The 19,500-nt window shown below is 75.0% G+C and carries 20 protein-coding genes; 6 read left to right on the top strand and 14 right to left on the bottom strand.

Going from position 1 to position 19,500, the window contains the following annotated elements; genetic code table 11:
- The first annotated feature begins 152 nt into the window (after positions 1–152).
- Complete coding sequence (locus tag AMPC_RS14770) at positions 153–620, top strand: PilZ domain-containing protein (protein ID WP_248342101.1); 468 nt, start codon at positions 153–155, stop codon at positions 618–620.
- A 134-nt stretch (positions 621–754) separates the two neighbouring features.
- Positions 755–2,179: a replicative DNA helicase gene (gene dnaB, locus AMPC_RS14765; RefSeq protein ID WP_248342094.1), complete on the top strand. Its 1,425-nt coding sequence runs from the start codon at positions 755–757 to the stop codon at positions 2,177–2,179.
- 56 nt (positions 2,180–2,235) lie between these two features.
- Here dnaB and AMPC_RS14760 read toward each other — a convergent pair whose 3' ends face one another.
- The 4 genes from AMPC_RS14760 to thiE all read right to left on the bottom strand — a co-directional run bounded on the left by AMPC_RS14760 (position 2,236) and on the right by thiE (position 5,144).
- A complete protein-coding gene (locus AMPC_RS14760) occupies positions 2,236–2,661 on the bottom strand; it encodes a lysozyme inhibitor LprI family protein (RefSeq protein WP_248342092.1) in 426 nt (141 codons plus the stop codon).
- A 361-nt stretch (positions 2,662–3,022) separates the two neighbouring features.
- On the bottom strand, positions 3,023–3,754 hold the full coding sequence (locus AMPC_RS14755; RefSeq protein ID WP_248342085.1) for a bifunctional hydroxymethylpyrimidine kinase/phosphomethylpyrimidine kinase: 732 nt from the start codon (positions 3,752–3,754) through the stop codon (positions 3,023–3,025).
- Between the two features lie 23 nt (positions 3,755–3,777).
- Positions 3,778–4,491: a gamma-glutamyl-gamma-aminobutyrate hydrolase family protein gene (locus AMPC_RS14750; RefSeq protein ID WP_248342082.1), complete on the bottom strand. Its 714-nt coding sequence runs from the start codon at positions 4,489–4,491 to the stop codon at positions 3,778–3,780.
- The gene (thiE, locus tag AMPC_RS14745; RefSeq protein ID WP_248342081.1) at positions 4,488–5,144 is read right to left on the bottom strand and encodes a thiamine phosphate synthase; all 657 of its coding nucleotides are present in this window, start codon (positions 5,142–5,144) and stop codon (positions 4,488–4,490) included. The genes AMPC_RS14750 and thiE overlap by 4 nt, the downstream gene beginning before the upstream one ends.
- Positions 5,145–5,220: 76 nt before the next feature.
- Between thiE and AMPC_RS14740 the strand changes: the two genes are divergently transcribed.
- The 3 genes from AMPC_RS14740 to AMPC_RS14730 all read left to right on the top strand — a co-directional run bounded on the left by AMPC_RS14740 (position 5,221) and on the right by AMPC_RS14730 (position 7,296).
- Positions 5,221–5,430, top strand: coding sequence for a hypothetical protein (locus AMPC_RS14740; RefSeq protein WP_248342080.1), 210 nt, complete (start codon positions 5,221–5,223; stop codon positions 5,428–5,430).
- 301 nt (positions 5,431–5,731) lie between these two features.
- Positions 5,732–6,973 (top strand): trypsin-like peptidase domain-containing protein, encoded by a 1,242-nt coding sequence (locus AMPC_RS14735; protein ID WP_248342077.1) that lies wholly within the window; start codon positions 5,732–5,734, stop codon positions 6,971–6,973.
- 44 nt (positions 6,974–7,017) lie between these two features.
- Positions 7,018–7,296 carry a DUF1844 domain-containing protein gene (locus AMPC_RS14730; RefSeq protein WP_248342075.1) on the top strand — a complete coding sequence of 93 codons (279 nt, stop codon included), beginning with the start codon at positions 7,018–7,020 and terminating at the stop codon, positions 7,294–7,296.
- A 9-nt stretch (positions 7,297–7,305) separates the two neighbouring features.
- Here the strand turns inward: AMPC_RS14730 and AMPC_RS14725 are convergent, their stop codons facing one another.
- From AMPC_RS14725 to AMPC_RS14705, 5 genes are read right to left on the bottom strand one after another with little or no spacing between them, the layout of a single operon-like run.
- The gene (locus tag AMPC_RS14725) at positions 7,306–7,578 is read right to left on the bottom strand and encodes a hypothetical protein (RefSeq protein ID WP_248342074.1); all 273 of its coding nucleotides are present in this window, start codon (positions 7,576–7,578) and stop codon (positions 7,306–7,308) included.
- A gap of 54 nt (positions 7,579–7,632) precedes the next feature.
- Positions 7,633–8,298 (bottom strand): dethiobiotin synthase, encoded by a 666-nt coding sequence (gene bioD / locus AMPC_RS14720; RefSeq protein ID WP_248342071.1) that lies wholly within the window; start codon positions 8,296–8,298, stop codon positions 7,633–7,635.
- Positions 8,298–9,668 (bottom strand): adenosylmethionine--8-amino-7-oxononanoate transaminase, encoded by a 1,371-nt coding sequence (gene bioA / locus AMPC_RS14715; RefSeq protein ID WP_248342070.1) that lies wholly within the window; start codon positions 9,666–9,668, stop codon positions 8,298–8,300. Before bioA ends, bioD begins: the two co-directional genes overlap by 1 nt.
- An 11-nt stretch (positions 9,669–9,679) precedes the next feature.
- Positions 9,680–10,363, bottom strand: a complete 684-nt coding sequence (locus tag AMPC_RS14710) for an SGNH/GDSL hydrolase family protein (protein WP_248342069.1) — start codon at positions 10,361–10,363, stop codon at positions 9,680–9,682.
- 50 nt (positions 10,364–10,413) lie between these two features.
- Complete coding sequence (locus AMPC_RS14705; protein WP_248342067.1) at positions 10,414–12,324, bottom strand: YgiQ family radical SAM protein; 1,911 nt, start codon at positions 12,322–12,324, stop codon at positions 10,414–10,416.
- Positions 12,325–12,432: 108 nt separating this feature from the next.
- On the opposite strand from AMPC_RS14705, the gene AMPC_RS14700 reads away from it, so the two are divergent.
- Positions 12,433–14,211, top strand: coding sequence for a DUF6982 domain-containing protein (locus AMPC_RS14700; RefSeq protein ID WP_248342066.1), 1,779 nt, complete (start codon positions 12,433–12,435; stop codon positions 14,209–14,211).
- A 28-nt stretch (positions 14,212–14,239) separates the two neighbouring features.
- Here the strand turns inward: AMPC_RS14700 and AMPC_RS14695 are convergent, their stop codons facing one another.
- The 5 genes from AMPC_RS14695 to AMPC_RS14675 form a co-directional block, all read right to left on the bottom strand.
- Entirely contained in the window at positions 14,240–14,959 is a 720-nt protein-coding gene (locus AMPC_RS14695) for a rhomboid family intramembrane serine protease (protein WP_248342064.1), read from the bottom strand.
- Positions 14,960–15,055: 96 nt separating this feature from the next.
- Positions 15,056–16,354, bottom strand: coding sequence for a LeuA family protein (locus AMPC_RS14690; protein ID WP_248342063.1), 1,299 nt, complete (start codon positions 16,352–16,354; stop codon positions 15,056–15,058).
- A gap of 55 nt (positions 16,355–16,409) precedes the next feature.
- Positions 16,410–17,606, bottom strand: a complete 1,197-nt coding sequence (locus tag AMPC_RS14685; RefSeq protein ID WP_248342060.1) for an acetyl-CoA C-acyltransferase — start codon at positions 17,604–17,606, stop codon at positions 16,410–16,412.
- 30 nt (positions 17,607–17,636) lie between these two features.
- Positions 17,637–18,290, bottom strand: a complete 654-nt coding sequence (locus AMPC_RS14680) for a hypothetical protein (protein ID WP_248342059.1) — start codon at positions 18,288–18,290, stop codon at positions 17,637–17,639.
- Between the two features lie 73 nt (positions 18,291–18,363).
- Positions 18,364–19,428, bottom strand: a complete 1,065-nt coding sequence (locus tag AMPC_RS14675; RefSeq protein WP_248342057.1) for an isocitrate/isopropylmalate dehydrogenase family protein — start codon at positions 19,426–19,428, stop codon at positions 18,364–18,366.
- Between the last annotated feature and the right edge of the window lie 72 nt (positions 19,429–19,500).

Raw genomic sequence — 19,500 nt, 5'->3', positions numbered from 1 at the left:
TTAGCACCTCCGGCTGGCGGCCACCCGCCCCCCTCGGCGGAAGCCTGGAGCCGCACCCCGAGTGCGGGGCGCTCGCGCCCCCCCGCGGGCCGGGCCCGCCAAACCGGGGTCGGGATGTAGACACGTGTGCGGGGCGCGATCACAATGCCCGCATGCTCGCGCCGCGCGTCTCGCGCCGCTCCTTCGAGGAGAAGAACCGGCTGGTCCTCGACGGGCTGCGGCCGCTCGACGCGGCCGACCTCCGCGTCTGGGAGCAGGGGCGCGACTGGCTCGCGGCCCGCGCGCTCGCGGACGAGACCGGCGCGGTCAAGCGCCGCCACCCGCGAGCGCGCGTGACCGTCCAGGCGCACCTCGCCGGCTACGGCGGCGCCTTCACCGACGACCTCGGCTTCGGCGGCGTGGCCCTGCGCACCCACCGCAAGCCGCCGCTGAAGCGCGGCGACGAGGCCTTCGTCCGGCTCAAGCTGTCGGGCCGCTCGGTCTACGTGTCGGGAGAGGTGAGCTGGACCGACGCGACCCGGCTCGGGATCTCCATCCGCGGGATCCACCCCGGGGACGAGCGGCTCCTGCAGGCCCTGGTCTGCGAGAAGCTTCTCCACCGCTGGGAAGGGCTCAACTGACGCGGCCCGCCGCGCGCAAGATGCCGCTGTGCCAGAGGGTTTTTGTCCACAGCCCTCCACCGCGAGATCACAGGTTTTCCACCGACTATCCACGGTGATCGCCGTCGGGGGGCGCTGCTAGACTCCGCGCCCGCATGCCCCAGGACGATCTCGCGCGCCGGACCCCGCCCCCTCCGGTGCAGCTCCCCGGCGGCCTCGATCTCCCGCACAACCTCGAGGCCGAGCAGGCGGTCCTCGGGGCCCTGCTCATCGACGAGACCGCCTTCGATCAGGTGGCCCCCATCCTCAAGACGGAGGACTTCTACCTCCTCGCCCACCAGCACGTCTTCTCGGTCTGCGTGGAGCTGTCGCAGCAGTCGAAGGCGATCGATCCGGTGCTGATCCAGCAGCGGCTCGACGCCAAGGGGCTCCTCGGCGCGGCCGTGCCGACCGACCTCGTCTTCACCCTGTTCCGGGGCGTCGGGACCGCCGGCAACGTCGGCCACTACGCCGCGGTGGTGGCCGACCTCTCCCGGCTGCGGCGGATGATGATGGCCGCCCAGGGCGTGGTGGCCCGCGGGCACCGCGCCGGCGACCGGGTGGGCGACTTCCTCCAGGAGGCCCAGGCCGAGATCGCCGCCGCCGCCGAGGGCTCGCGCGCGAGCACCCTCCGCAGCGTGAACGAGGCGGTGATGGTGGCCCTCGAGAAGCTCGAGGCGGTCCACAAGCGCGAGCTCGAGGGGCAGTCGCACATCACCGGCGTGCCGACCGGGCTCCCCACCCTCGACGACAAGACCCTCGGGCTGCAGCCCGGCGCGCTCGTGATCCTGGCCGCCCGCCCCTCGGTCGGAAAGACCGCCCTCGCCCTCAACTTCGCGGCCCACGCGGCGGTGAAGATGGAGAAGCGGGTGGCCTTCTTCTCGCTCGAGATGCCGTCCGACCAGCTCGCCATGCGCCTCCTCGCCGCCGACGCCAAGCTCGACTCGGAGCGGGTGGCGAAGGGCAAGCTCGGCCAGAGCGACTGGGACAAGGTGGGCATCTCCGGCGACCGGGTGGGGCGCGCCCGCATCTGGTTCGACGACAACTTCGTGCTCACCCCGCTCGACCTGCTCGCCAAGTGCCGCAAGATCGCCCGCGAGGCGGGCGGGCTCGACCTCGTCTGCGTGGACTACCTGCAGCTCATGCAGGCGCCGGCGTCGAACCGCGCCAGCCAGTCGCGCGAGCAGGAGATCGCCACCATCAGCCGCGGCCTGAAGGCCCTCGCGAAGGAGCTCTCCTGCCCGGTGCTGGCGCTCTCGCAGCTCAACCGCGCCGTCGAGAAGCGCAAGGGCGAGCGCCCCGTGCTCGCCGACCTCCGCGAGTCGGGCGCCATCGAGCAGGACGCCGACATCGTCATGTTCCTCCACCGCCCCGAGCCGGAGAAGGAGGAGCAGGAGGCGCACATGAACTCCGACGTCGTGGACGTGGAGCTGGTGGTGGCGAAGCACCGCCAGGGCGCGCTCGGCATCATCCCCATGGTCTTCTTCCGCAAGTACACGCTCTTCGCGGAGAAGACGCAGCACGGGGGAGGGCCGGGGTAGCGGGCGGGCACCCGGGGTCACCCGGTTCCCCGCCGGAGGACCTCGTCGGCGAGCTTTCAGCGGTCGAAATTCTCCGCGAGAAGTCGGCGCAGCTCCTCCGAGCGAGCGCGCGTGATGCTGGCCCTGCAGTACAGCTCGATCTGGGGCCGTATCGTCCCGCCTTCGTACAGCGCGCCTTCGAGCCGAACCTCGGCGTCGCGGTATCTCTGCCACGCCTCCTGGGACGCCCGGAGCGCCTTCCTGTGCGACTCATCTGTCAGCTTGGAAAGCACCTTGGAATAGATCTGCTGCAGGTCCTTCTCCGCCGCTTCCAGGCTGGCTGCGGCGCACGCCCTCATCTCGATCGTCGTCTCGGGGCGGTCGCAGGCGGCAGGGCCGGGCTGCTGACCGAGTCCCTCGTGCGGTCCAGCGGCAAGCATCGTCGCCACCGCGGTTGCAGCCCATCTCATCGCGTCCCCCGGATCCTCGCGGTCGAATGGCACACCGAGCCATCGACGCTGACACGCACGTTAGCCTGCTCCTTCATTCCGCGTCACGGTCCCGCTCGGTGACAGGCGACGGGGGATGCTCCGAGCACCGCAGCGCAGGCGGGCCGCCGGCGATGATCGAACCGCGTGACCGCTGGGGCGACGGTCCCCCGTGGAAGACAGCGCCATAGCCGAGCGCCGTGACCAGTAGAATGACGCAGCGGGGTCGAGCGCTCTGCGCCCCCGGCAGCGCACCGGTATCGAGAACTGGCGGAGCCGCCGGAGCGAGGCGCGCAGCGAGCGTCCCCCGGCGCCGGAGCGGTGACGGGTGCCGCGGCAGGCGCTGGCCACACGGCGGGCGAGGCGCCTACGGGACCTACCCCGCGGCGCCGTCCAGGTACCGCTCCACCAGCGCCTTCCCCCGCGCCACCGCCTCGGCGAGCGGGAGCCGCTGCGCCAGCAGCGCCGCCACGGCGCTCGCGAGCCGGCAGCCGGTGCCGCGGGCGGTGCCCTTACGGCGGCGGCCCTCGAAGCGGGTGACGCGGCGCCCCTCCACGAGCAGGTCCACCGGGGCGCCCCGGCGGTGGCCGCCCTTCACCAGCACCGCGCGGCAGCCGAGCCGGCGCGCCGCCTGGATCGCCTCGGCGTCGGTCCGGACCGGAAGGCCGGTGAGCGTTCGGAGCTCGAGGAGGTTCGGCGTGGCGAGCGCCGCCCGCTCGAAGAGCGGCTCGAAGGCGTGCAAGAGCGTGAGCGGTCCGGGATCGAAGAGCGCGGCGCCGCTCGTGGCGGCGAGCACCGGGTCCACCACCACCGGCACGCGCGCCAGCGGCGCCCGGCGCAGGCGGGCCGCCAGCGCCGCGGCGTTCCGGGCGCTCCCGATCATGCCCACCTTCACCGCGGCGATCCGCTCCGGCCCGCCGACGAGCGCGTCCACCTGCGCCACCAGCAGCTCCGGCGTGACGGCGCAGTAGCCGCGCGCGCCGCCCTGCCCCTGCGCGGTGACGGCCGCGGCGGCGGCCCAGCCGCGCGCGCCCGCCGCCTCGACCGCCGAGAGGTCGGCCAGGAGCCCCGCCCCGCCGCTCGGGTCGTGGCCGGCGGCGATGAGCACCCTCGAAGTCCCCCCCCGCTTCCTCATCTCCGCAGATCCCTCGCCGCCTCCACGAGCCCGCGGAAGACCGCCGCGTGGCGCGGCTCGTGGACCGCGCACGCCTCCGGATGCCACTGCACGCCGAGCGCGAAGGGCAGGTCCGGCAGCTCGATCGCCTCGACCACGCCGTCCTGCGCGCGGGCCGAGACGAGCACCCCGGTGCCGGGCCGCTTCACCGCCTGGTGGTGGGTGCTGTTGACCGCGAGCGGCCCCGGCCCGACCAGCCGGGCGAGGAGCGTGCCCGGGGCCACGTCGACGTCGTGGCTCGGGCGGTCCTTGGGGGCGGGCTGCTCGTGCGAGATCTGGAGGTCGTCGGGCAGGTGCTGGTGGAGGCTCCCGCCCCGGACCACGTTGAGGAGCTGCATGCCGCCGCAGATGCCGAGCAGCGGCAGGCGCGAGGCGATCGCCGCCTCGACGAGCGCGCTCTCGAACGCCGTCCGCGCCGGGTGCTCCGGGCCGCAGCCGGCGCGCCGCGCCTCCCCGTACCGGGCCGGGTCGATGTCGAAGTCGCCGCCGGTCACCACCAGCGCGTCGCAGAGCGCGAGGTAGGCGCCGGCCGCCGACTCGTCGCCGTAGGCGATGAGCACCGGCAGGCCGCCCGCCGCGAGCACCGCGTCGGCGTAGGCGCGCTTGAGCTCGTAGCGGGCCGCCGCCTCGTCGAGGTCGAGGGTCACGCCTATCCGCGGACGCCTGGTCATGGACCGCCCCTTTCGCCGCGCGCGAAGGCGGCCGAGAGCCGCTCCGCCCGCGCGCGCACGTCGCCGTTCCCGAAGAGATCCCCGACCACCGCCGCCGCCGCCGCGCCGGCCGCGGCCACCCGCTCGATGCTCGCCTCGTCGATGCCGCCGATGGCCACCACCGGTGCCGGCAGCGCGGCCGCCACCTCGCGCAGCGCGTCGAGGCCGCGCGGGGGGACGGCGAGCTGCTTCGTGCGGGTGGCGAAGATGGGGCCGAAGCCCACGTGGTCGGCGCCGGCGGCGAGGGCCGCGCGGGCCTCGTCGAGGGTGCGGGTGGTGCGGCCGACGAGCCGCGCCGGGCCGAGGAGCCGGCGCGCCTCCTCGGGCGGCAGGTCGTCGTCGCCGAGGTGCACCCCGTCGGCGTCGGCGAGGAGCGCCAGGTCGGCCCGGTCGTTCACGATCACGAGCGCGCGCCCGGCGGCGAGCGCCACGATGCGCCGCGCCGCCTCGAGCACCTCGCCCGCGGGGCGGTCCTTGAGCCGGAGCTGCACCACCGAGGCGCTGCCCGCCACGGCCGCCCGCGCCTGCTCCACCGGGTCCGGACCGCAGGCGACGGCGTAGAGGCCGCGCAGCCGCGAGCGCCGCTCGACCCATCTGGCGTCCTGCCGGGGCATGTACGTTGCGGTAGCACGCACTTGACGGGGTCGCAAGCGCCCGCCTATTTTCCGGGCCTCCCCCCAAGAGGAAGAAATGGCCGAATACGAGAACAAGCTCGTCGACAAGCGCGTGGTCGCCCGCTACATCAAGAAGGGCGTCGTGGACGAGAAGGACTACGAGCAGCTCCTGAAGAAGCTGCCCGACCTCGCCGATCAGGCCGTCCCGGTCGAGGCCGCGATGGACCTCGACGACTTCGACGACGAGGAGGAGGAGTCGCCTGCCGCCGAGGGTCCCGAGGCGTAGCGCCGTGCGTCGTCGCAGAGCCTGTGAGGTAATCCCCGGACCGAGCCAGGCGAGCGAGACGCGAGCAGCGCAAGGCGCGACGACCGAGCATACCTGCAAGGTATGTGAGGGAGAAGCAACGCAGCGATGCGATGCGGATCGTTCGCCGCGGCGACGGGAGGGGATTTCTTCACCGGCTCTCCACGCCGCGATCCTCCTGCTCGCCGCGCTGACCGCCCCCGCCGCCTGGCCCGCGCGGGCCGCCGGGGGCGGCGCGCTCCCCAGCGCCGAGAGCCGCCCCAGCTCGAACCGCCGCACCCCCGTGGTGGCGGCGGTGGAGAAGGTGCGGGCGGCGGTGGTGAACGTCTCCGCCGAGGAGCTGGTCCGGATCCGCGTGCCCTCGCAGCGGCAGGGCGGCGACGTGGCCGACCTGCTCTTCGGCGACCTGTTCGAGCGCCCGCGCTACCGCAAGGGCTACCAGGTCACCTCGCTCGGCTCCGGCGTCATCGTCTCGCCGGAGGGGTACGTCCTCACCAACAACCACGTGGTGGAGCGCGGCGCCCGCTTCCGCGTCGGCCTCCTCGACGGGCGCGAGCTCACCGCCAAGGTGGTCGGGACCGATCCGTCGAGCGACCTCGCGGTGCTCAAGCTCGAGGCGCAGGAGCGCATGCCCTTCGTGGCGCCGGGCCGCTCCGACGACCTCCTCATCGGCGAGACGGTGATCGCCATCGGCAACCCGTTCGGCCTCTCGCACACCGTCACCACCGGCGTGGTCTCGGCCGTGCACCGCAACTTCAAGGCCGGCGACCGGACCCTCTTCGACTTCGTCCAGACCGACGCCTCCATCAACCCCGGCAACTCGGGCGGCCCGCTCCTCAACATCGACGGGCAGCTCATCGGCATCAACACCGCCATCCTGGGCGACCGGAACGCCGGCATCGGCTTCGCCATCCCCATCGACCGGGCGCGGCGCGTGGCCGAGGACCTCATCCGCCACGGCGAGGTGCGCGAGGGCTACCTCGGCCTCGACGTGCAGGACCTGAAGAAGAAGGAGGGCGGCCGGAGCGCGCGCGGCGTGGTGGTGGCCGCGGTCGAGCCGGGCTCGCCCGCCGCCTCGGCCGGGCTGCGGCGCGGCGACGTCATCGAGTCGGTGGACGGGCAGCCGCTCGAGAGCGCCGAGGAGTACCGCTTCCGCGTCCGCGACCTCGCCATCGGCGAGACGGCGCGGCTCGAGGTGCAGCGCGCCGGCGGCCGGGTGGCGGTGCCGGTGAAGGCGGTGGACCTCTCGCCGGAGCGGGTGGAGCAGCTCGTGGCCCGCCGCGTCGGGCTGGACCTCGCCGAGACCCGCGCGCGGGTCCTCGTGATCCGGTCGGTGCACCGCGGCTCGCCGGCGGCGCGCGAGGGGCTCGAGCCGGGCGACCTCGTCCGCGAGGTCAACTCGCGCGAGGTGACGAGCCTGGCCGAGTTCCGCCGCCAGGCCGGCAAGGCCCGCCGCAGCGGCCGGATCGTGCTGCTCGTCCAGCGCGGCTACGCCGCCGAGCGGTTCGCCTTCGACCTCGACTGAGAGCCTGACCGCCCGCCGGGCGGCGACGTACAAGGAGAGCGCGCATGGCCGACGATCCCCGCACGCCCCGCAGCATCGACTTCACCACCTTCCTCGTCTCGCTCGGCTCGTCCGCCTTCGTGCACCTCGGCGACGCGCCGCACCCCGAGACCGGCAAGCCCGAGGTGAACCTGCCGCTGGCCCAGCAGACCATCGACCTGCTGGCGCTGCTCCGCGAGAAGACGCGCGGCAACTGCACGCCGGAGGAGGACCACGTCTTCGAGACCCTCCTCACCGACCTGCGGCTCCGCTTCGTCGAGAAGAGCGCCGGCCTGGCGCCCTGAGCGGCGGCCCTACAGCCCGGCCGACACCAGCGTGTCGGCCATGCGGCGGATGAGCTCGCGCCGCACGATGCGGCGGGTGCGCGACAGCGCGTCGGGGTCGGCGGGGTGCACACCCCGGCGGCGGCGGGCGGCGTTCACCACCCAGGCGATGCGGCGCGGATCGAGCCGCGCGCACGGACCCTGGCCGGGCTTGAGGAAGAAGTTGAGCCCCCGCTGCGCGAGGACCTGGTGAAGCGCGCGGCGCGCCTCCGAGCACAAGGTGAGATCGACGACGTTGGGCACGGGACGCAGATCTATTTGCGATCCGCGAGGCGATCCAATTTCCGTCCGATCGGCTCAAAACTTTACTTCGGCGAGCAGATCGGCGAGCCGCGACTCGCGCGCGATATCGATTTCCCAGGGCAGGGAAGCGATCACGCGCGCGCCGGAGAGCCGCTCGATCTCGGCCGCGTTGAAGGGCTCGGAGGGATCGCCCCCGGGCCCGGCGCGGTTCAGCACGACGCCCGCGACGGCGAGCCCGCGCGCGCGGAGCGCCTCGACGGTGAGTACGGCGTGGTTCACGGTGCCGAGCCCGGCGCGGGCCACCACCAGCACCGGCAGCCCGAGCGCGACGGCGAGGTCGGCGTAGGTCTCGCGCGCGGTGAGCGGGGTCATGAGCCCGCCCGCGCCCTCCACCAGCACCGCCGCGTGGCGCGCCGCGAGGGCGCGCACCGCCTCGAGCACGCGCGCGAAGGAGACCTCGCGGCCCTCCACCCGCGCCGCCACCGCCGGCGCGAGCGGCGCCGCGAAGGTGTACGGGCAGATCGCCCCCACGGGCTCGCAGCCGTCCATGGCGCGCGCGAGCCGCTCGGCGTCGCTCGCCTCGCCCGGCGCGTGGCCCGACTGCGCCGGCTTCGCGGCGACGAGGTCGAGCCCCCGCGCGCGAGCGGCGCGGAGGAGCGCGCAGCAGACCTCGGTCTTGCCCACGCCGGTGTCGGTGGCGGTGACGAACAGGCCGCGCATCACGCCTCCGCCGTGGCCCGCCGGATCGCCTCGCCGGCGATCCCGGCGAGCTCGCGGAGCTGCGCCTCCGTCATGGCGAGCGGCGGCATGAGCACCACCACGTTGCCGAGCGGCCGCAGGATGGCGCCGAGCGGGCGCGCCTCCAGGATCACGCGGTGGCCGACGTTCTCGGCGTACGGGTAGGGCTCGCGGGTGGCCCGGTCCTTCACGAGCTCGATGCCCACCATGAGCCCGCGCTGCCGGATCTCGCCCACGCGCGGGTGCTCGGCGAGCGGCCGGAGCGCGTCGGCCAGGGCGGCGGCCTTGGCCGGGAGCCCCTCGATCACGCGGCGCTCCCGGAGGAGCCGCAGGCTGGCGATCGCGGCGGCGCAGGCGAGCGGGTTCCCGGCGTAGGTGTGGCCGTGGAAGAAGGTCCGCTGCGCCTCGTGCGGCCCCAGGAAGCTCTCGAACACCCGCTCGGTGGTGCAGGTGGCCGCGAGCGGCAGGTAGCCGCCGGTGAGCCCCTTGGCGCAGGTGAGGATGTCGGGCGTGACGCCCTCCTGCTCCACCGCCCACGTGGTGCCGGTGCGGCCGAAGCCGGTCGCGACCTCGTCGCAGACGAGCAGCGCGCCGTGCCGGTCGCAGAGCTCGCGCAGCCGGCGCAGGTACCCCGGCGGCTGGGTGATCATCCCGTCGGCGCCCTGGACCAGGGGCTCGACGACGAGGGCCGCCACCTTGCCCCGCCGCCGCTCGAGCACCTCCTCGACCGCGCCGGCGCACTCCATGGCGCAGGTGGCGCGGCGCTTCCCGAGCGGGCAGCGGTAGCAGTAGGGCTGCGGCGCCTGGTTCACCTGGAACAGGAGCGGCTTGAAGATCCGGTGGAAGAGGTCGATGCCGCCCACCGAGATCGAGCCGATGGTGTCGCCGTGGTAGCCGCCGCGGATGGAGACGAACTCGCTCCGCTCGGCGTCGCCGCGGAGCTGGTGGTGCTGGTACGCCATCTTGAGCGCGATCTCGACCGCGGTGGCCCCGGCGTCCGAGAAGAAGATCCGGGTCAGCCCCCGCGGCAGGACGCGGGCGAGCTCCTCGGCGCACTCGATCGAGGCGGTGGAGGCGAGCCCGAGCAGGGTCGAGTGTCCGAGCTTGCCGAGCTGCGCCGTGATGGCGGCGTCGATCTCCGGCACCCGGTGGCCGTGGACGTTGCACCAGAGCGAGGAGACGCCGTCGAGGTAGCGCCGGCCGAGCGTGTCGACGAGGTACACGCCGTCGCCCTCGTCCACCACCAGCGGCTCCTCGGCGAGCCAGGACTGCATCTGGGTGAACGGGTGCCAGAGGTGGCGGTGATCGGCCTCGACGAGGCGGCGGTGGCGCGACAGGCGGTCTTCGGGCATGGCGCCCGAGGCTACTGCCGGGCCGGCCGGGTGGGAAGGCCCTCCGCCGCGATGCCGGCCGCCCGCGCCACCACCGGCCAGAGCGCCGCCGCCCAGCGGTCGTAGCCGGCCTTCGAGGGGTGGAAGCGGTCCTCGCAGAGCAGCTCCGGGTGGCCGGGCAGCTCGGCCTGGCTCTCGGTGTAGAGGTCGGCCACCGGGAAGCGGTGACGCGCCGCGGCGGCCAGGATCACGGCGTTCACCGCCTCGACCCGGCCGCGGATGCTGGCGCGCGCCACGTCGCCGCGCGCGAGCGGCGAGAGCGAGAGGTCCGGCACGTCGAGGACCACCACCCGGGCGCCGGTCGCGGCGAGCCGGTCGAGCAGCTCGCCGAACGCCTTCTCGAAGGCGGGCAGCGGCGTCGCGTTGGTCACGTCGTTGATGCCCACGCCGAGGGTGACGAGGTCGGGCTCGGTGGGGGCGAGGAGCGGGAGCTGTCCCTGCAGCACGTCGGCGGCGCGCGCGCCCGAGACGCAGAGGTTCGCGAGCTGCACCGGGTGGCCCGCGTCGCGCAGCCGCTCCGCGGTGCGCCGGACGTAGCCGCCGTCGTTGCCGGCGCCCACGCCCACGCCGGTGGAGTCGCCGAGGGCGGCGTAGATCACGGGGTGCTCCGCGGGGAGGGCGGCCGAGGCGAGCAGCGCGAGCAGGGCGAGGGACACACCGGGCAAGCTAGGTCGCCCGCGGCGAGGGGGAACCCCCGGGCCCGGCGCTACGCCTGCGGCCGCCGCCCGCGCTGGCGCTTCCACGGGGGCGCGGCGCGGGAGGGCAGCCGCTCGCCCGGCCGCAGCCGGCCGACGCGGCGCAGCGCCTCCTCGACGAGCGGCTTGCTCTCCGGATCGGCCCACCGGATGAGCGCCTTCTGCATCTTCTTCTCCCGCATGTCCTTCACCACGTGGATGGGCTTGCCGGACATGGGGTGGTAGCCGGACCAGTGCATGTCGGAGGCGAGCGTCATCGGCGTGGGCATGAAGTCCTGCACCTGCTGCGGCCGCCAGCCGTTCTGCCTCAGGTAGTCCATCAGCTCGACCGCGTCCTTCATGCTGCAGCCGGGGTGCGAGGAGACGAAGTAGGGGACGAGGTACTGCTCCTTGCCGGCCTTCCTCGAGTACCGCTCGAACTCGCCGCGGAACTGCTCGAACTCCTCGGGGCCCGGCTTCTTCATGGTCGCGAGCACGTCGCCCGACACGTGCTCCGGCGCCACCTTGAGCTGGCCGGAGACGTGCTGCCCGATGAGCACCTCGAGGTAGCGCTGGCCGTTCTTCCGGTCGTGGTGGGCGAGGTCGTAGCGCACGCCCGAGCCGACGAAGAGGTGCTTCACCCCCTTCACCCGCCTCGCCTTCTCGTAGAGCTGGATGAGCGGCCCGTGGTCGGTGCCGAAGAACTGGCAGACGGTCGGGTAGGTGCAGGAGAGGCGGCGGCAGGCGGCGTGCGCCTTCGCGCTCGTGCAGCCCATCTGCCACATGTTGGCGGTGGCGCCGCCGAGGTCGCTCACCGTGCCGCGGAACTTGGGGTCGCGCGCCAGGGTCTCCACCTCGCGCACCACGCTCGCCTCGGAGCGGCTGGTCACGTCGCGCCCCTGGTGCTCGGTGATGCAGCAGAAGGCGCAGCCCGCGGCGCAGCCGCGCAGGATCGACACGCTCCAGCGGATCTGCTCGAGCGCCGGGATGTGCGCGCCGCCGTAGAGGTCGTGCGCCTCGCGCCGGTAGGGGAGCTCGTGGACCCGGTCGAGCTCCTCGGTGGTGGGCGAGGGCATGGGCGGGTTCACCACCACCGTCCGCGCCCGCGGCCCGGCGCCGTGGCGCTGCAGGAGGATGCGCGCGTTCTCCTCGTTGTGCTCGAGGTGGTACAGGCGCGAGAACTCGGCGAAGCGCCTCCGGTCCTTCGCCACCTCCTCGAAGGCCGGCAGCTCGAGCGCCTTCCGCTCGCGCGACTCGAGGGCGGCGAGGGAGAGGTCGGCCACCGCGAGCGCGGTGCCGGGCACGTCCACGAGGCCGCACTTGTCCTCGCCCGAGGCGAGGCGGCGCGCGATCTCGAGGATCGGCTTCTCGCCCTGGCCGTAGACGACGAGGTCGGCCGCGCTGGTGAAGCAGATCGAGGGCAGGATCCGGTCGTCCCAGTAGTCGTAGTGGGCGATGCGCCGGAGCGAGGCCTCGACGCCCCCGGCGACGATGCAGAGGGAGTCGCCGAAGGCCTCCCGCAGCAGCCGGGAGTAGACGGTGACCGCCCGGTCCGGGCGCCGGCCCGCGGCGCCGCCCGGCGTGTAGGCGTCGTCGGACCGCTTCCGCTTGTGGGCGGTGTAGTGGTTCACCATCGAGTCCATCGACCCGGCGGTCACCCCGGCGAAGAGGCGCGGGCGCCCCAGCCGCTGCACGTCGGCGGCGGTGCGCCAGTCGGGCTGGGCCACGATCCCGACCCGCCAGCCCTGGGCCTCGAGGAGCCGGCCGATCACCGCCGCGCCGAAGGCCGGGTGGTCGATGTAGGCGTCGCCGGTCACGAGCAGCACGTCGAGCGCGTCCCAGCCGCGCGCGGACATCTCGGCGCGGGTCATGGGCAGGAAGGGGGCGGGCGGCGGAGCGGTCGTCGCACCGCCGACCACCTTGAGCGCGGGGTGGTGGGTCACGGCGCATTCATGCGCGTCGCGCGGGCCGAGATCAAGGGGCCCACGGCCTTTGGAGGGGGGCGAGGGCGCGCTATGATCGCGCGGCGCGGGGGCGCATCGAGGTCGAACATGCCCGAAGCCGACGTGCTGGAGGAGCTGCGCGCGCTGGAGGTCCGGCGCGCCGCCGGGGGCCTGCCGCCCGACGCCGAGGAGCGCCGGACGGAGATCCTGGCCGGGCTCGAGGGGGAGGCGCTGCGGCTCGAGCGCGACCTGGCCCGGGCCGCCGCCCGGCTGCGGCTCATCGCCGAGTTCCTGCCGCCCGAGGTGGCCGAGCGGGCGCTCTCCGCCGCCGGCCAGGCGAGCGCGCCGCTCGCGCCCGAGGCCGACGCCCCGGCGGAGCCCGCACCGGCCGCGCCGGCGCACCCCGCTGTCGGCGAGTACGACGCGGACCTCCCGCCGGCGGTCGCGGCGCCCTTCGAGCCGGCGGGCGCCGGCGCGGTGCCGGTGCTGGTCGAGGCGGCGCAGGATCGGGCGGCCCCCTGGCCCCCCTCGCCGCTCGCCGCCATGCTCACGCCGGAGGCGGCCCTGCCGCCCCCGGTCCTCGACCCCCTGCCGCCCGACGCGCCGCCGGACGCCGAGCCCTGGCCGCGGCTCACGCTCGGCGAGCTGCCGGGCGCGCCGCCAGACGCGGAGCCGCCGCTGCCGGCCGCCCTCGGTCCCGCTGCCGCCCCGGAGCTCGCGCTCGATCCCTCGGCCGAGCCGCCCTTCCCGCTCGTGGAGGCCACCCCCGCGCCGCGCGCGCCCCAGCTCGGGAGCTACGCCACGGACCTCGCCGGCTGCCCCGGGGAGCCGGGCGCCTTCGAGCCGCCCTTGCCGGAGGCCTCGGGAGAGGGCGAGGGGGTAGAGGAGGAGCCGGAGCCGCCGGTCGTCGCGGCCGACGGGGAGACGGAGGGTGGTCCGGCCGAGCCCGCGCCCGCGGCGGAGGAGCCGCCGCTCGACGCGCTCGCGCTCGAGGCGCTCGCGAGCGTGGTCGCGGCCGACGAAGGGGAGGACGGGTTCCCGGAGCCGGACGTGGAGGCGGAGCCGGAGCTCGAGGTGGTGGAAGGGGAGCCGGAGCCGCAGGCCGAGGCGGCGGGCGCGGAGCCCGAGCCCGAGCTGGAGGTGGTGGACGCGTTCGAGGTCGAGGACCTCCTGGCCGCCCCTCCCCTGCCCTCCCCGCCCGGCGGGGAGGGAGAGGGCCGCGGCGCGCTGCTCGCGGAGGGCGGCCCGGGGCTCCAGGAGGACGGCGGGCAGCCCGCCGCGCCCGAGCTTGAGCTCGAAGCCACACCCTCTCCCGCAGAGCCGGGATTCGAAGCCACACCCTCTTCCGCAGAGCCCGATCTCGTAGCCGCGCCCTCTCCCGCAGCGCCGGAACTGGAAGTCCCACCCTCTCCCGCGCAGCGGGGGAGGGCCGGGGAGGGGGCTCCCGCGTACCTCGCCGCCCCCGCGCCCGAACCGGAACCCGCCGGCGAGGCGGCGCCGGCCGCCCCGCTCGACCGGCTCGTCCCGGGCGAGCACCGCGTGGTGATCCACGTCGTGGACGGCCCGGTGAAGCGGGGCGTCCTCGTCGATCCCGACCTCCTCGCCCCCGACCTCTCGCTGCGCCCGGCGGCCGGGGCGCCGCCGGAGCCGGTCCGGTCGGACCTCGTCAAGGCGGTCTTCTTCATGGCCGCGCCGGGCGCCCTCCCGCCCCCGCCGGCGCGCCAGAAGGTCACCGTGACCTTCCGGGACGGCCGCCAGCTCGCGGGCACGAGCGACGACTACGAGCCGGGCGGCGTGGGCTTCTTCCTGGTCCCCGCCGACTGGCGGAGCGCGGCCGAGCGGATCTGGATCTACGCCGACGCGGCGAAGGAGATCGTCACGGGCTGAGCCTCGCCGGCGCGCGCCGGCGCCAGCCTCAGTTCATCCAGCGCGGCGGCTCCGACTCCTTGCCCACCACCTTGAGGTGGCGGGCCCGCCGGCGCGCGCGCCGCTCCTGCGAGCGGATCCGCATGGTCTGCCAGAGGCCGCGCAGCGAGTAGCCGCGCGCCAGCACCAGCATCATCGCCTCGGCGGCGAGGTGCGGCACGAAGGCGGCGAGCCCGCCGAACACCGAGTAGAGCAGCGTGCCGCCCACGGTGAGGTAGAGCAGCGCCTGGCCCGAGACCGGGAGGGCGAAGTAGAGCAGGATCTGCCGCTCCGGGAAGATCATCGCCCACGCCACCACCATCGCGTCGGCGACCGGCCAGATGCCGAGGTAGGGGTGGGCCCAGACCGCCGGCCAGAGGCGCGCCACGAGGCAGGTGACCACGCCGGCCGCCGCGCCGAAGGAGACGAAGGTGATGAGGAACCGACGCGGGCCCCAGGCGTACGACAGGTCGCGCCCGAACCAGTAGAGCATCATCGCCCCGAAGACGAGCGAGAGCGGATCGGACTCGAAGAACGGGTAGGTGACGACGCGCCAGAGCTGCCCGGCCCAGACCGCGCCGGGGAAGAGCACCGCCGCCGAGCGGAGCCCGGGGACGAGCGCGCCCGCCAGGCTCGCGATCACGAGGATCGCGATGAGGCCCCCCACCACCGACGGCACCCGTCCACCGAAGGTGAGCAGCTCGTCGAACGGAGTGTCCCGTCTGCGCATGGCGGCGAAGATAAGCGGAGCGGCGGCGCAGCGCCAGCGCGGCGCGGCGGCGGCGCGAGCCCTCCGGCGGGAGCCCGCCGAGGGGCGTCACGGGCTCTAGGCCCCGGCGTGGCTTGGATGGGTGGGACCGGCGCGCCGGCGGGCCTGCACCGCCCGGAAGGCGTCCACCACCTCGCGGATCTCCTCCTCGGCGAGCACGCGGTCCGAGCGCTTGGCCCGCTCCAGCACCGCCCGGAGCAGCGGCTCCGCGGTGGGGAGCCGCCGATGCAGGAGCCAGTAGCGCACGTTCGAGAGGCCGCTCATCGGACCGACCTCGATCTCCTGCTCGCGCCCGAAGAGCCCGGCCGGCACCGCCGAGTAGACCCGGTCGGCCAGCGCCTCGTCCCCCTTGGCGAGCGCCTTCACGATCGCGGCGGCGTGGACCCCGGTGGCGGTGCGGAAGGCGTCGGCGCCCGAGAGCGGGTAGTTCACCGGGATGGGCACGCCGGTGGCGCGCGAGGTGAGCCGCACGTACTCGACGAGCCGCCGCGTGTCGTGCGGCCAGGCGCCGAGGAGCTTGAGGTTCAGGATGAGCAGGTCGAGCGCGGTGTTCCCCACCCGCTCGCCGATGCCGAGCGCGCAGCCGTGGATCCGGTCGAACCCGAGCTCGGCGGCGCGCAGCGCCAGCGGCAGCGCCAGCCCGCGGTCGTTGTGGCCGTGCCAGTCGAGCGTGACGTGCTCGGCCCCGTGCCCGCGCAGCAGGTCGCGGGTGAATTGGTAGAGCCGGGCGAGGCCGTCGGGCGTGGCGTGGCCCACCGTGTCGCAGAGGCAGAGCCCCTCGGCCCCGGCGTCGATGGCGGCCCGGAAGAGCGCGTCGAGCGTGTGCGGGTGGCTGCGGGTGGTGTCCTCGGTCACGTAGACCACCCGCAGCCCCTCGCGCACCGCGAAGCGGACCGCGTCGAGGCTCTGCTTCACCATGAACTCGAGGGGCCAGTCCTCCGCCCACTGCCGGATGGGCGAGCTGCCGATGAAGGCGTAGACGGTGAGCGGCACGCCGGTGCGCTGCGAGAGCTCGGCCGCGCCGGCGAGGTCGGGCTCGATCACCGTCCGGCAGGCGACCATGGCGTCGAGCTTGAGCCGCGCGCGGGCGATCTCCTTCAGGAGCTCGGCCATGTCGGCGCGCGCCCGCGGCCCCGCGCCGGGAAGGCCGACGTCGAGCCGGGCCACCCCGAGCTGGTCCATGAGGTGGAGCAGGCGGAGCTTGTCGTCGAGCGCGGGCTCCCGCACCGAGGGGGACTGGCAGCCGTCGCGCAGCGTCTCGTCGAGGAGCGTGAAGCGGCGCTCCGCCAGCGCGGGCGGCGCCTCGAGCGCGTTCCAGTCGTAGACGACCTCCGACTTCCTCGGCCGGGACCTCATGACGCACCACCTTCCGGCAGCCGCCCGCCCCTCCCCGCGAACGGTGCGCCGCGCCCTAGAGCGCCTCCACGATCACCGCGATCCCCTGCCCGCCGCCGATGCAGGCGCCGCCGAGGGCGTACCGCCCGCCCCGCCGGCGCAGCTCGTACAACATGTGCATCGTGATGCGCGCCCCCGAGGCCGCGAGCGGGTGGCCGACCGCGATGGCGCCCCCGTCCACGTTGGTGAGGTCGCGGGGGAGCCCGAGCTCCTTCTCCACCGCGAGGTACTGCGGCGCGAAGGCCTCGTTCACCTCGAAGAGGTCGAAGTCGGCGAGCTTCGCGCCGGCGCGCTGCATCGCGTTGCGGAACGCCGGGGCCGGGCCGATCCCCATGATGGTCGGGTCCACCCCGGCGAAGCCCCAGTTGACGAGCCGCGCCAGCGGGCGGAGGTGGTGGGCGTCGGCGAAGGCGCGCGTCGCGAGCACCAGCGCCCCCGCGCCGTCGGCGATCCCGCTCGCCGCGCCGGCGTGGATGAGCCCGTCCTTCTTGAACACCTTGGGCAGCTTCCGGAGCGCCTCGACGGTGGTACCGGGGCGCGGGTGCTCGTCGCGGGTCACCTCCACCGGGCCCTTCTTCGTCTCGACCTCCAGCGGCGCGAGCTCGTCCCGCAGCCGCCCCGCCTCCTGCGCCGCGGCGAACCGCCGCTGCGAGAGCACCGAGTACTCGTCCACCTCGTCCTGCGTGACGGCGTACTGCTCGGCCAGCTTCTCGGCGGTGAGCGCCATGGGCAGCCCGGCGTAGCTGTCGGTGAGGGCCGACCAGAGCGTGTCCTCGATCGCCGGCACCTTGCCGAGCGGCACGCCGAAGCGGGTGCCCCGCAGCGCGAACGGGGCCTGGCTCATCGACTCGGCGCCGCCGGTGAGCACCACCTCGGCCTGGCCGGTGAGGAGGTGCATCGCCCCCTGCACCACCGCCTCGAACCCCGAGCCGCAGAGCCGGTTCACGGTCACCGCCGGCGTCGTCTGCGGCAGCCCGCTGCGCAGCCCGACGTGGCGGGCGAAGTAGATGGCGTCGGCGGAGGTCTGGGCCACGTTGCCCAGGACCACGTGGCCGAAGTGGTGCGCGGCCACGCCGGCCTGCTTGAGCGCGGCCTTGGCGGCGTGGACGCCGAGGTCGGTGGCGGTGAGGTCCTTGAGGGCGCCGCCGAAAGCGCCGAACGGCGTCCGCCGGGCGGCGAGGAAGACCACCTCGGTGGGGTGGGCGGGGTTCATGTGGCCTCCGGCCCGCGGAGGCGGGCGACCCTAGTGCATAAGGGCCCTCATGAAGAGGTTCACGCTCCCCACGAACAGCAAGAGGGCGACCAGGGCCGAGACGAGGCTCATGCCGAACATCCGGCGCAGCTCCGCCCGGCCGGGGCCGCGGTACCAGCGGCGCGCCAGGTCTCCCCGGGCGGCGAGCCCGTCGGCGCGGGGCGGCCCGTGCGCCGCCGCGAGCCGCGCCACCGCCACCTGGTGGGCCCGCCAGGCGCCGTCCAGGGTGGCGCCCGGCAGCCCGCCCGCCAGCACCGCCGGGCCCGACTGCGGCAGCCGCGCGTGGTTGGCGGTGAGGACCAGGGCGCCGTCGTCGAAGCCCGAGAGGAAGTAGGCGTAGGCCGGCCCGCCTCCGCGCGGCGAGAGGGCGAGCACGTCGGCGTAGGCGCCGACGCCCCGGTGCACCCAGGCGTCGGACGGGAGGTCGAGGCCGCGCAGCGGGCTCCGCTCCGCGCGCGCGCCGAGCCGCTCGAACCCGAGCGCCCGCAGGGCCTCCCCGGCGGCGACCTGCGCCGGCGTGCGCGGCGGGGCGGCCGGGTCGGCGCTCACGCGCACGAGCGACGGCGCGAGCACCAGCACCGCCCGCCGGCCGTGCTTCACGAGCATCCAGAGGGAGAGGAGGATGGCGAGGGCGGTGAAGAACATCGGCGCATCCTAGCGGAACCTGGCCTCGCCCCTCGCCGGATCGCGGGGGACGCGCCCTCCTCCGCGCGCGGGCTCAGGCGGTCCGGGCCAGCTCCTCGACCACGAAGTCGGCCACCGCCCGCGTCCCGAGCGCGCCGCCGCAGTCGGGCGTGAGCCGCCCCTCGCGGGCGGCCCGCTCCACCGCCGCCTCGAGGAGCCGCGCCTCGGCGGGGTGGCCCAGGTGCTCGAGCAGCAGCGCGCAGGTGAGGAAGGTGGCGCAGGGGTTCGCGAGGTCCTTCCCCGCGAGGCCCGGCGCGCTGCCGTGCACCGGCTCGAAGAGGCCGAGCCCGCTCTCCGGGTTCAGGTTGGCGCTCGCCGCGACCCCCATCCCGCCGGCGATGGCGGCGCCCACGTCGCTCGCGACGTCGCCGAAGAGGTTCGAGGTGACGACGACGTCGAACTGCTCCGGCGCGCGGACGAGCTCGAGGCAGAGCGCGTCCACGTAGAGGTGGCGCCGCTCCAGCTCCGGGTACCCCTCGCCGAGCTCGCGCCAGAGCCGCTGCCAGAGCGCGCCGGCGTGCGTCATCGCGTTCGACTTGTCGCTCATGCAGACCCGGCGCTTGCCATGGGCGTGGGCGAAGTCGAGCGCCGCCCGGAGGATGCGCGTCACGCCGCGGGCGGTGTTCACGTCCTGCTCGAGGGCCACCTCCTCCGGCGTGCCCGGTCGCACCCGGCCCCCGGCGCCGGTGTAGAGCCCCTCGGTGTTCTCGCGGAAGACGACGAGGTCCACCTCCCGCCGGGTCTTGCCCTTGAGCGGCGTGAGCCGGTCGTCGAGGAGCCGCACCGGGCGCAGGTTCACGTAGAGGTCGAGCCGGGTGCGCAGGCCGAGCAGGATGTCGCGGGCGTGGCGGTGGTCGGGCAGGCGCGGATCGCCGACCGCGCCCAGGAGGACCGCCGCGTACTCGCCGCGGAGGAGCGCCTCGAAGCGGGCCTCGGGCAGGGTCTCGCCGGTGGCGAGGAAGTGGTCGGCGCCGTACGGCCAGGGCTCGAGGACCAGCCCGAGCCCCCGCCGCGCCGAGAGCACCTCGAGCGCCCGCACGCCCTGCGGGATCACCTCCGGCCCGACGCCGTCCCCGGCGATCACCGCGATCCGCGCCATGCCGACTCCCTCCTGGAGCGCGCGCCATCCGGGCTCCCCCCGCTGCGCGCCACACTCCTAGGTAGAAAAATG

This window comes from Anaeromyxobacter paludicola (assembly GCF_023169965.1).
Lineage (GTDB): Bacteria > Myxococcota > Myxococcia > Myxococcales > Anaeromyxobacteraceae > Anaeromyxobacter_B > Anaeromyxobacter_B paludicola.
Note: the sequence above shows the minus strand (reverse complement) of the source record. Positions and strands in the feature narration are given on the sequence as shown.

Excerpts from the sequence above, each read along its gene's own strand:
- thiE (WP_248342081.1), bottom strand. The coding sequence starts at position 5,144 with ATGCCCCGGCAGGACGCCAGATGGGTCGAGCGGCGCTCGCGGCTGCGC.
- AMPC_RS14685 (WP_248342060.1), bottom strand. The coding sequence starts at position 17,606 with ATGAACCCCGCCCACCCCACCGAGGTGGTCTTCCTCGCCGCCCGGCGG.
- AMPC_RS14770 (WP_248342101.1), top strand. The coding sequence starts at position 153 with ATGCTCGCGCCGCGCGTCTCGCGCCGCTCCTTCGAGGAGAAGAACCGG.
- AMPC_RS14690 (WP_248342063.1), bottom strand. The coding sequence starts at position 16,354 with ATGAGGTCCCGGCCGAGGAAGTCGGAGGTCGTCTACGACTGGAACGCG.
- AMPC_RS14750 (WP_248342082.1), bottom strand. The coding sequence starts at position 4,491 with ATGACCAGGCGTCCGCGGATAGGCGTGACCCTCGACCTCGACGAGGCG.
- AMPC_RS14730 (WP_248342075.1), top strand. The coding sequence starts at position 7,018 with ATGGCCGACGATCCCCGCACGCCCCGCAGCATCGACTTCACCACCTTC.
- AMPC_RS14740 (WP_248342080.1), top strand. The coding sequence starts at position 5,221 with ATGGCCGAATACGAGAACAAGCTCGTCGACAAGCGCGTGGTCGCCCGC.
- AMPC_RS14695 (WP_248342064.1), bottom strand. The coding sequence starts at position 14,959 with ATGCGCAGACGGGACACTCCGTTCGACGAGCTGCTCACCTTCGGTGGA.
- AMPC_RS14680 (WP_248342059.1), bottom strand. The coding sequence starts at position 18,290 with ATGTTCTTCACCGCCCTCGCCATCCTCCTCTCCCTCTGGATGCTCGTG.
- bioA (WP_248342070.1), bottom strand. The coding sequence starts at position 9,668 with ATGCCCGAAGACCGCCTGTCGCGCCACCGCCGCCTCGTCGAGGCCGAT.
- AMPC_RS14675 (WP_248342057.1), bottom strand. The coding sequence starts at position 19,428 with ATGGCGCGGATCGCGGTGATCGCCGGGGACGGCGTCGGGCCGGAGGTG.
- AMPC_RS14700 (WP_248342066.1), top strand. The coding sequence starts at position 12,433 with ATGCCCGAAGCCGACGTGCTGGAGGAGCTGCGCGCGCTGGAGGTCCGG.
- bioD (WP_248342071.1), bottom strand. The coding sequence starts at position 8,298 with ATGCGCGGCCTGTTCGTCACCGCCACCGACACCGGCGTGGGCAAGACC.
- dnaB (WP_248342094.1), top strand. The coding sequence starts at position 755 with ATGCCCCAGGACGATCTCGCGCGCCGGACCCCGCCCCCTCCGGTGCAG.